The sequence below is a fragment of the Streptomyces sp. NPDC059788 genome, from assembly GCF_042732265.1.
Taxonomy (GTDB): Bacteria; Actinomycetota; Actinomycetes; order Streptomycetales; family Streptomycetaceae; genus Streptomyces.
This window is the reverse complement of sequence record NZ_JBHWHY010000023.1, coordinates 1-8,306: the sequence shown is the minus strand read 5'-3', so window position 1 is coordinate 8,306 and position 8,306 is coordinate 1. Positions and strand designations below refer to the sequence as shown.

The window sequence follows — 8,306 nt, the reverse complement described above, 5'->3', positions numbered from 1 at the left end:
CACCCGCCGACCCCCCGGGGGTACCCCACCGGCCACGACACGGGGGGGTTGGTTGGCGCCGCCCCGGTGTTTTTCGTACGGGCCCGGCGGGGGGGGGGGGCGGGGGGGCCGCCCACGGGACCGTACGGACGACACGACGCCACCATGGGCGAACGACGATGCGACGATGGGACGGATGCCATGCCACTTGAGGGCGAGTACGAGCCGAGCCCGGAGAAGTGGGTACGCGACCAGGTCGAGCTGTACGAGAGCAGCGGCGGCACCAAGGGGACGACGATGCGCGGCCTGCCCGTCATCGTCCTGACGACCCGGGGTGCCAAGTCGGGGAAGATCCGCAAGTCCCCTCTGATGCGGGTGGAACACGAAGGCGCCTACGCGGTGGTCGCCTCGCTGGGCGGCGCTCCCAAGCACCCTGTCTGGTACCACAACATCGTGGCGGACCCCCGAGTGGAGCTGCAGGACGGGCCCGTACGCATGGACCTGGTGGCCCGTGAGGTGACGGGCGAGGAGAAGGCCCTGTGGTGGGGGCGCGCGGTCGAGGCCTTTCCCTACTACGACGACTACCAGCAGAAGACCGACCGCGTGATCCCCGTCTTCGTCCTGGAGACCCCGGAGCAGAGCCACAGCTGACGACGGCCGGCGCCGGCCCGGCACCGGGACCAGCACGGCACCGCCACCGGCCTGCGCTCTGAGCCCCGAGCCCTGAGCACCGGGCCCCCAAGTCCTGACACAGCAGGACGCCCCCTGCCCGTGAGCCTGTGGGCAGGGGGCCGCTCTGTCTGCGTTCCGTCATCCGCCACGGCAGTGCCGGGCCGTGGGGCAGGCTTCGTGGGTGGCAGCGGCCGCCGTCGGGACGCCGTCGGTGACGGTCATCCGAACGCGTGCGTGAAGGGGAGGGTGACGGCGGGCCGGTGCCACGGGTCCGTCGGCCCGCGCCCGGACGGGACATACGCGCCCCCGCGCCGTGGAACGGACGCGGGGCGCAGCCGTCGGGCGTGCCGACGCGAGCAGGACCGGACTCAGTGCCAGACGGCCTTGAAGTAACGGCCGTAGTCGAACTGGCCGCCCGCCTGGCTGTGGGCGTAGGCCGCGCCGGTGGCGGTGACACCCGAGGGGCCGCCGACGCTGAAGTGGCGGTATCCGCCGAGCGTGTTCTGGGACGAGTAGGCGCCGGAGCCGTACGCGCCGCCCGCGGCGGCGCCGCCCGAGTCGGCGGCAGCGGGCGCGGCGGCCAGGAAACCGGCCGCCGTGATCCCGGCGAGGGTGATCGCGACGTTACGAAGCATGTGACTCTCCTGAAGATGAGGTGGGTGGACCTGACGAGATGACCTTGACCCAGCCCCCGCCGGTCCGCACCCTGGGACGGGCGAACGGGGTGACAACCCTCCGCCGTCCGTGCCACCGGCCCACCACCGCCGCATCACGGGCCGTCAGGATCGGCTCGGCGCGGGGCCGTGCGCAGCGCTGACGAAGACGCCCGCGAAGAAGGCCACGCCGTAGAGGGGCACCGTCGCCCGCGCCACGGCACACCGGCGCCCGCCCGCTCCTGACGGAGCACCAGCACCGTGCGGCCTCCCGGGGCGGGCAGGGGCCTCGTGTTCAACTGCCGCGAAGCCGGAACCGCGTCCCGACGCCCTATGGTGTACGCCATGTCCGCCCCTGAACTGATCCGTATCGTCTCGCGTTCCTCTCCCATGGCGCTCGCCCAGGTGGACCGCGTACGGGCCGAACTGGCCGCCCGCTACCCCGCGATCCGCACCGAGGTCGTGCCCGTCACCACCTCCGGCGACCGCTGGATGGGCGACCTGTCCGAACTCGGCGGCAAGGGCGCCTTCACCAAGGAGGTGGACGCCGCGCTGCTGGCCGGGGAGGCGGACCTCGCCATGCACTGCGTCAAGGACGTTCCGGCCGATCGTCCCCTCCCCGCCGGTACGACCTTCGCGGCCTTCCTCAAGCGCGACGACATCCGCGACGCCCTCATCCACCCGGGCGGTCTCACCCTCGACCGGCTGCCCGACGGCACGCGTGTCGGCACCTCCTCCGTACGCCGTGTCGCCCAGCTCGCCGCCTCCCATCCGCAGCTCGTGTGCGTACCGATGCGCGGCAACGCCAACCGGCGCCTGGAGAAGCTCCACGCGGGCGACGCCGACGCCCTCCTGCTGGCCGTGTCCGGGCTGGAGCGCATCGGCCGTGGCGACGTCATCACCGAAATCGTGCCGCCCGAGATGCTGTGCCCGCCCATCGGCGCCGGAATTCTCGCCCTGCAATGCCGCGAGGACGACACCGGCACCATTGACGCCGTCAGCGCGCTCGGCGACCACGACGCCTTCCGGGAGGCGACCGCGGAGCGGATGTTTCTCCACGTCCTCCAAGGCCACTGCAATTCGCCGATCGCCGGGTACGCGAAGACCGAGCGCAACGGTGAACTGTCCCTGCGTGCCTGTGTCTTCACCCCGGACGGCAAGACCGTGCTGAACGCCCACGAATGGGCCGGGCCGCTCGATCCGGCGACGCTCGGCACGTCCGTCGCGGTCGCGCTGCTGCGCCAGGGGGCGCGCGAACTGATCGACTCCATCGCGCACTGACGTAACGATTGACGTACCGGAGGCAGCCCGGCCCGTAACTCCAATGGGTCTGCTTTTGCCGGATCGGGTCATGTATGGGACCGGCCGATCTTACGGTGCCGTTGTACGCACACGGCACGGGAGGACGCCATGACCCAGACCATCGACCTGGAAGAACTGGCCTTTGTTGCGGCCGTCATGGAACGGGCGCACAGGCTGCTCGACGCCGAGGAGAAAAAGCTGCCACCGCGCTCGGCGGACGGGAACGACGGGCCCGGCAGCCCCCGCCAGACCCTGCTCGGCGCCGGCGAGCTGACGCGCGGAGCCGACGACGCGGTGCGGCGGATCGCCCTGGCGATCGGCTACGCCTGCGCCGGTCTGCACGCGCACGCGCTCGGAGCGACGAAGCACGCGCATGCCGTCCCGCGCGGCGTTCCGGGCGGAACCGACCGTATGGCCAGGCCCCTCACTTCGGGCACCATCGAGGCGCTGAAGCTAGTACGGCAGGTTTCCGACTTCTTCGGGGAGGGGCTGCGGGAAACCATCGACAAAGCGCTGGCGGCGCCCACGGCGACCTGGCCTCCCGCGGACTGGAGCGATTACGACGAGGAACGCATGAAATCCGCGGCTGCTGTCGCCGCCTCGGCAACTCCCACAGGCCCGCGTCCGTCCGCGGCCTCCCCGGCATCCGCAGCCGTGTCCACGTCTTCCACGGTGCCCGCGCAACAGCAGGCCGGATAAGTTCACCGACCAGCCGGCCGACGACGACGGGCCCGTGCGGCCTCACATCCGGGATTTCAGCACGTCGACTTCACAGCCCGGCGCGAACGGGTCGAAGTGGTGCTCGATCAGCCAGCGAACCGCCAGCAGGCTTCGCAACGACCACCAAGCGTGGATCACATCGAGGTCGATGTCGGCGCCGTAGCCGGCGAAAACGTCGTCGAGGTGTTCCTCGTGCCCGAGCGTGAAGGTGGCGAGGTCGTACAGGGCATCGCCCTGGCCCGCCTCGGACCAGTCGATGATGCCGGTGACCTCGTCGCCGTCGACGAAGACGTGCGCCACCTGCAGGTCGCCGTGTGTGAACGCCGGAGTCCACGGCCGGAGCGCGGCCTCGGCGACCTGGCGGTTGCGGGTGACCAGGTCAGCGGGCAGGAGACCGTTCGTCACGAGCAACTCGCACTCGTCGTCGAGTTCCGCCGCCAGCGCGGCGGCGCTCCGGCCGGCCCGGCCGGGCCGGGGCGGCGGCGGTGCGTCGTGCAGCTTCCGGATGGCGGCGCCCGCCGCGGCCCACGCCGTCGACGACCCGGTCGACGGCCCGCCGAGGCGCCCGAGCGTGGTCCCCGGGAGTGCGGCGATCGCCAGCACGTTCGGCTTGCGCCACAGGATCTCCGGGGTCGGGACCGGCGCCAGGGCCATCGTCTCGGCCTCGACATCGACGCGCGCCTGATCGGCGTCCACCTTCAGGAACACGTCGCCGACGCGCAAGGTTGCGCGCTCGGAATGGGCGACGACGACTTTGACCTCATCCATGGTCAACCAGTATCCAGGGGTGTCAAGCCTTGTTTGCCCGGGCGGGAGATGTTCCCGCAGCCGCGGACGCGCCGACGGATCGGCTCACACGGGAGTCACCGCTCTGTGCGTACGCGGACGGCCGGAGTCGTCCGGTCAGCGCGAGGAAGGTGACGAACGCGCCCGTCGCGATCCAGCCGGGCCAGCCGGTCATCCCCATGAACAGGGGGTCCAGCGCAGCGTCCGGCGCAGCGAACACCTTGACCATGCCCACGCTCGCCGTGCTCACGAAGGTATGGCCGAGGACCGCGGGGATCACCGATCCGGAGCGCAGGCGCAGCCAGGTGAAGACCGGCAGGATGAGCGTGCAGCTGATGACCATGGCGGGTACGGACACGTACCAGGGCCGGCCGGGATACTGCCCGCCCATCAGGAGCGTGGGCAGGTGCCACAGCGCGAAGGCGGCGCCCGTACCCACGTACGCCCCGATCAGGCGCGCGTCGCCGCCGTCCCGTACGAGGCGGGGGAAGAGGTAGCCCTGCCAGCCCAGTTCCTCGCCGAAGAACAGCGGCAGGGAAACCAGCATCTGGAGCAGCATGGTGGCCGCCCAGGCTCCGAGCCCGTCCCACCGCACCCCGAAGGGGTAGTGGCCCGTCGCCACACCGATGCCGAGCGCGACGGCGGTCAGGGCCGCGGGGACCGCCAGTGCCAGCAGGCAGGAGCGGGCGGTGCGGCCCCAGGGGCGCGGCCACCGCAGGGCGAGCACGTCCCGCAGGCGGCCGGCGCGCTCCACGTACCGGACGACGAGGAGCGCGGCGAGCGCCGGGGCGAACATCGCGGCCGCGATGCACACCTCCTCCAGCGCACCGGTCCCCGATCGGGCACTCTCCCGCTGGAAGCCCGTGAGCAGGAGGGGCGTCATGGCCGCCCACATGCCCAGGTAGGCCACGACGAGGAAGACCAGCAGGCCGCGGCGGCGCGGTGCCGGGGGCGACGACGGGAGCGTCCGTAGGGAATCGGTCATGACAAGGACGCTATGGGCGCGCCGCGGCGCGGAGAATGCGGCCGTCCCCCGACTGTGTCCTGGGGCCACCCCCACCACACTGCTCCCACGGCAGCGCGATCGTCCCTCCCCACCGGATCGGTTGACAGCACAGGGAGTGGACAGCGAAGGAGGCGGACGGCAAGGGAAGCCGACGGCAAGGGAAAGGGCCTGCCCGCGGTTGGAATGCCGCGGGCAGGCCCTCTCCGTTCGTCACACCTTGAAGCCGTAGTCCAGCAGCTTCTTGGCGTCGGCGGTGCGGTTGGCCACCGAGGAGGAGGCGAGGACCGTACCGATGACCGTCTTGCCGTTCCGGGTCGCGGCGAAGACCAGGCAGTACTTGGCCTCGGGGCCGGAGCCCGTCTTGACGCCGATGGTGCCGGCGTAGCTGCCGAGCAGGTTGTTGGTGTTGGTCCACGACATGTAGCGGTAGCCGCCGCTCTTCGTCGTGACCTTCTGCTTGGTGGACTTCGTGCCGACGACCCCGCGGAACGTGGCGTTCTTCATCGCGCTGGAGGCCAGCTTCGTCAGATCGCGCGGCGTCGAGTAGTTCGCACCGTTGCCGATGCCGTCGAACGAGTCGAAGCGCGTGTTCTTCAGACCGAGGTTCTTGGCCGCGGTGTTCATCTGGCCGATGAACGACTTCACCCGGGCCGCCCGCGTGGACCCGCTGCCGAACTTGTCGGCCAGCGCGTACGCCGCGTCGCAGCCGGACGGCAGCATCAGCCCGTACAGCAGCTGACGGACGGTGAGCTTGTCCCCGACGATGAGGTGGGCCGACGAGGCGGTCTTCGCGACGATGTAGTCGCTGTACGCCTTGTCGACGGTGACCTTGGTGTCCAGGTTGAGCTTCTTCTGCGACAGCACCACCTGAGCGGTCATGATCTTGGTGGTGGAGCCCATGGAACGGCGGGTGTCCGCCGCTTTGCTGAAGGCGGCCTTGCCGGTGCCGTTGTTCATCGCGAAACCGCCGGCGGCGGTGATCGCGGGTGCCTTGGGCGCCGCGGCTTTCGCCGGGGCGGCCTTGGGGGTCACGGCCTGCGCCGGGGCGGCGAACGCCCCGGTCACCAGGATGGCCCCCGCGGCGGTGACGGCAGTCGCGGACAGGCGACGCACGCCCTTAATGCCAGTTTTCAACGTGTTTTCTCCAAATGCCCCTGAAGTAAGGCCACATGAGAAGGTGGCTTCCTCGTGAGACGCACGAGTCACGCCGATGGATGCGCGTGACGAGGATATTTCGCGGCCATTGTGCAGCGGGTATCCGCCGCCGCCGCGTCCATCACGCCTTCCGCCCTGGTCACCGGCCTTGCGCGGGGCCGCCCGCCACCCGCGCGGCACGGCCCTCCCACCCGTATTGTTTCGCCCCGGCGTACGAATCCGGCGGACTGCTGCTCGATTTCTGTTATCGGGCCCGCCACCGCGGCATCTCCTGAGTGTGGGACGGAAGAAGCCCGAGCCGAAAGAGAGTGGACAGAGCGTGAGCAGCGAACTCGACCCTGCGGTGATTGCGGCCGCGCAGGCGGGGGACGGGCAGGCCAGGGACCGGCTCGTCACCGCCTCCATGCCCTTGGTGTACAACATCGTGGGACGCGCGCTGCACGGCCACGCGGACGTGGACGACGTGGCACAGGAGACGATGCTCCGGGCCCTCGGCAGCCTCGGCGACCTGCGCGACCCGGGCAGTTACCGGTCCTGGCTGGTGGCCATCACGATGAACCAGATACGGGCGCACTGGCGCCAGGACCAGGCCGCACCCGTGAACGGCCGGCTCGACGACGCCCACGACGTCGCCGACCCCCGCGCCGACTTCGTCGGACTCACCATCGTCCGGCTGGGCCTGTCCGGACAGCGCCGCGAAGTCGCCGAAGCCACCCGCTGGCTCGACGAAGCCGACCGCGCGCTGCTGTCCCTGTGGTGGCTGGAGGCGGCAGGCGAGCTGACCAGGGCGGAAGTCGCCGCCGCGATGGAGCTGACGCCCCAGCACACAGCCGTACGGGTGCAGCGGATGAAGACCCAGCTGGAAGCGTCCCGGGTGGTCGTGCGCGCGCTGTCCGCCAAGCCCCGGTGCGTCCTGCTGGACACCGTCACCGAGCAGTGGGACGGGGCGCCCTCCGCGCTGTGGCGCAAGCGCATCGCGCGGCACGCCCGCGAGTGCACGGTCTGCGCCTCCTTCTCGTCCGGGCTGGTGCCCGCGGACCGGCTGCTCGTCGGGCTGGCGCTGGTGCCGCCTGCCGCCGCACTCGCGCCGGACACCATGGAAGCCCCGGTCCTCACGGGCACCACCGCCCAGCAGCCCGCCGGGTTCACGACGGCGGGCGGAGCGGCCTCGCCCCCGGCCTCCGCCGTCGGCGGCCCACCCGCGGCAGGCGGACGCGCCCAGCTCCGCGACGCGCTGCGCGAGAGCCGTCGCGTCCGCCGCCGTCGTGCCGTCACCGCGGCAGCGGTGGCGGCGGCCGCCCTCGCGACGGTGGGCGGCGCACTCCCGCTGATCACCAGCGGCCCGGACGAGGAACCGAGCACCTCCCGAGCGGCCACGGAGCCCGAGTCGGCGCCCCTGGTCACCCCCTCGGCGACGGCACCCGCCCCGTCCCCCTCCAAGGCGAGCCACAGCCCGAGCCCCACGCCCACCCCGTCGGCCGCGTCCCCCTCCAAGGAGCCGCACACCCCCCGGAAGAAGCGGGTACCCACCGAACCGGCCGCCCCGGCACCGCGCCCCTCCGCCCCGGTCCCCGCCCCGGCCTCCGGTACCGGCGGCGGTCAGTCGCCGTACGCCCAGCAGGTCACCGCGCTGGTCAATTCCGAGCGCGCCAAGCAGGGCTGCGGCCCCGTCCAGGGCAACAGCCGGCTCGACACCGCGGCCGGCCGCCATTCCCAGGACATGGACGCCCGGAACTACTTCGACCACACCAGCCCGGACGGTACGGACCCGGGCGACCGCATCAAAGCCGCCGGATACCAGTGGAGCACCTATGGCGAGAACATCGCCCGGGGACAGCGGTCCGCCGCCGAGGTGATGAAGAGCTGGATGAACAGCCCCGGCCATCGGGCCAACATACTCAACTGCGACTTCAAGGAAATAGGGATAGGCACCCACGAAACATCGGGCGGGCCGACGTGGACGCAGGTGTTCGGCGCGCGCGGCTAAGGCGGAACGGCCGCGGACCGGGCCGGGGCAGGCGTGGGGCGGACTC

At 71.5% G+C, this 8,306-nt stretch carries 8 protein-coding genes; 4 read left to right on the top strand and 4 right to left on the bottom strand.

Annotated features, from left to right (window positions below; translation table 11 throughout):
* Positions 1 to 180 precede the first annotated feature (180 nt).
* The gene (locus tag ACFV57_RS20895) at positions 181 to 630 is read left to right on the top strand and encodes a nitroreductase family deazaflavin-dependent oxidoreductase (RefSeq protein WP_385234481.1); all 450 of its coding nucleotides are present in this window, start codon (positions 181 to 183) and stop codon (positions 628 to 630) included.
* A 389-nt stretch (positions 631 to 1,019) separates the two neighbouring features.
* On the opposite strand, the gene ACFV57_RS20890 is transcribed toward ACFV57_RS20895, so the two are convergent.
* Positions 1,020 to 1,286, bottom strand: a complete 267-nt coding sequence (locus ACFV57_RS20890; protein ID WP_385234162.1) for a hypothetical protein — start codon at positions 1,284 to 1,286, stop codon at positions 1,020 to 1,022.
* Positions 1,287 to 1,649: 363 nt separating this feature from the next.
* On the opposite strand from ACFV57_RS20890, the gene hemC reads away from it, so the two are divergent.
* Both hemC and ACFV57_RS20880 read left to right on the top strand, forming a co-directional pair.
* Positions 1,650 to 2,585 carry a hydroxymethylbilane synthase gene (gene hemC, locus ACFV57_RS20885; RefSeq protein WP_385234159.1) on the top strand — a complete coding sequence of 312 codons (936 nt, stop codon included), beginning with the start codon at positions 1,650 to 1,652 and terminating at the stop codon, positions 2,583 to 2,585.
* Between the two features lie 129 nt (positions 2,586 to 2,714).
* On the top strand, positions 2,715 to 3,305 hold the full coding sequence (locus tag ACFV57_RS20880; protein WP_385234156.1) for a hypothetical protein: 591 nt from the start codon (positions 2,715 to 2,717) through the stop codon (positions 3,303 to 3,305).
* 42 nt (positions 3,306 to 3,347) lie between these two features.
* Here the strand turns inward: ACFV57_RS20880 and ACFV57_RS20875 are convergent, their stop codons facing one another.
* The 3 genes from ACFV57_RS20875 to ACFV57_RS20865 all read right to left on the bottom strand — a co-directional run bounded on the left by ACFV57_RS20875 (position 3,348) and on the right by ACFV57_RS20865 (position 6,252).
* The gene (locus tag ACFV57_RS20875) at positions 3,348 to 4,094 is read right to left on the bottom strand and encodes an aminoglycoside phosphotransferase family protein (protein ID WP_385234153.1); all 747 of its coding nucleotides are present in this window, start codon (positions 4,092 to 4,094) and stop codon (positions 3,348 to 3,350) included.
* Positions 4,095 to 4,116: 22 nt separating this feature from the next.
* On the bottom strand, positions 4,117 to 5,097 hold the full coding sequence (locus ACFV57_RS20870; protein WP_385234150.1) for a type II CAAX prenyl endopeptidase Rce1 family protein: 981 nt from the start codon (positions 5,095 to 5,097) through the stop codon (positions 4,117 to 4,119).
* Positions 5,098 to 5,328: 231 nt separating this feature from the next.
* A complete protein-coding gene (locus ACFV57_RS20865) occupies positions 5,329 to 6,252 on the bottom strand; it encodes a D-alanyl-D-alanine carboxypeptidase family protein (RefSeq protein ID WP_385234147.1) in 924 nt (307 codons plus the stop codon).
* A 340-nt stretch (positions 6,253 to 6,592) separates the two neighbouring features.
* Between ACFV57_RS20865 and ACFV57_RS20860 the strand changes: the two genes are divergently transcribed.
* On the top strand, positions 6,593 to 8,260 hold the full coding sequence (locus ACFV57_RS20860) for a sigma-70 family RNA polymerase sigma factor (RefSeq protein WP_385234144.1): 1,668 nt from the start codon (positions 6,593 to 6,595) through the stop codon (positions 8,258 to 8,260).
* Positions 8,261 to 8,306 lie beyond the last annotated feature (46 nt).

Coding starts and splice junctions, on each gene's coding strand:
- ACFV57_RS20895 (WP_385234481.1), top strand. CDS start 181: ATGCCACTTGAGGGCGAGTACGAGCCGAGCCCGGAGAAGTGGGTACGC.
- ACFV57_RS20890 (WP_385234162.1), bottom strand. CDS start 1,286: ATGCTTCGTAACGTCGCGATCACCCTCGCCGGGATCACGGCGGCCGGT.
- hemC (WP_385234159.1), top strand. CDS start 1,650: ATGTCCGCCCCTGAACTGATCCGTATCGTCTCGCGTTCCTCTCCCATG.
- ACFV57_RS20880 (WP_385234156.1), top strand. CDS start 2,715: ATGACCCAGACCATCGACCTGGAAGAACTGGCCTTTGTTGCGGCCGTC.
- ACFV57_RS20875 (WP_385234153.1), bottom strand. CDS start 4,094: ATGGATGAGGTCAAAGTCGTCGTCGCCCATTCCGAGCGCGCAACCTTG.
- ACFV57_RS20870 (WP_385234150.1), bottom strand. CDS start 5,097: ATGACCGATTCCCTACGGACGCTCCCGTCGTCGCCCCCGGCACCGCGC.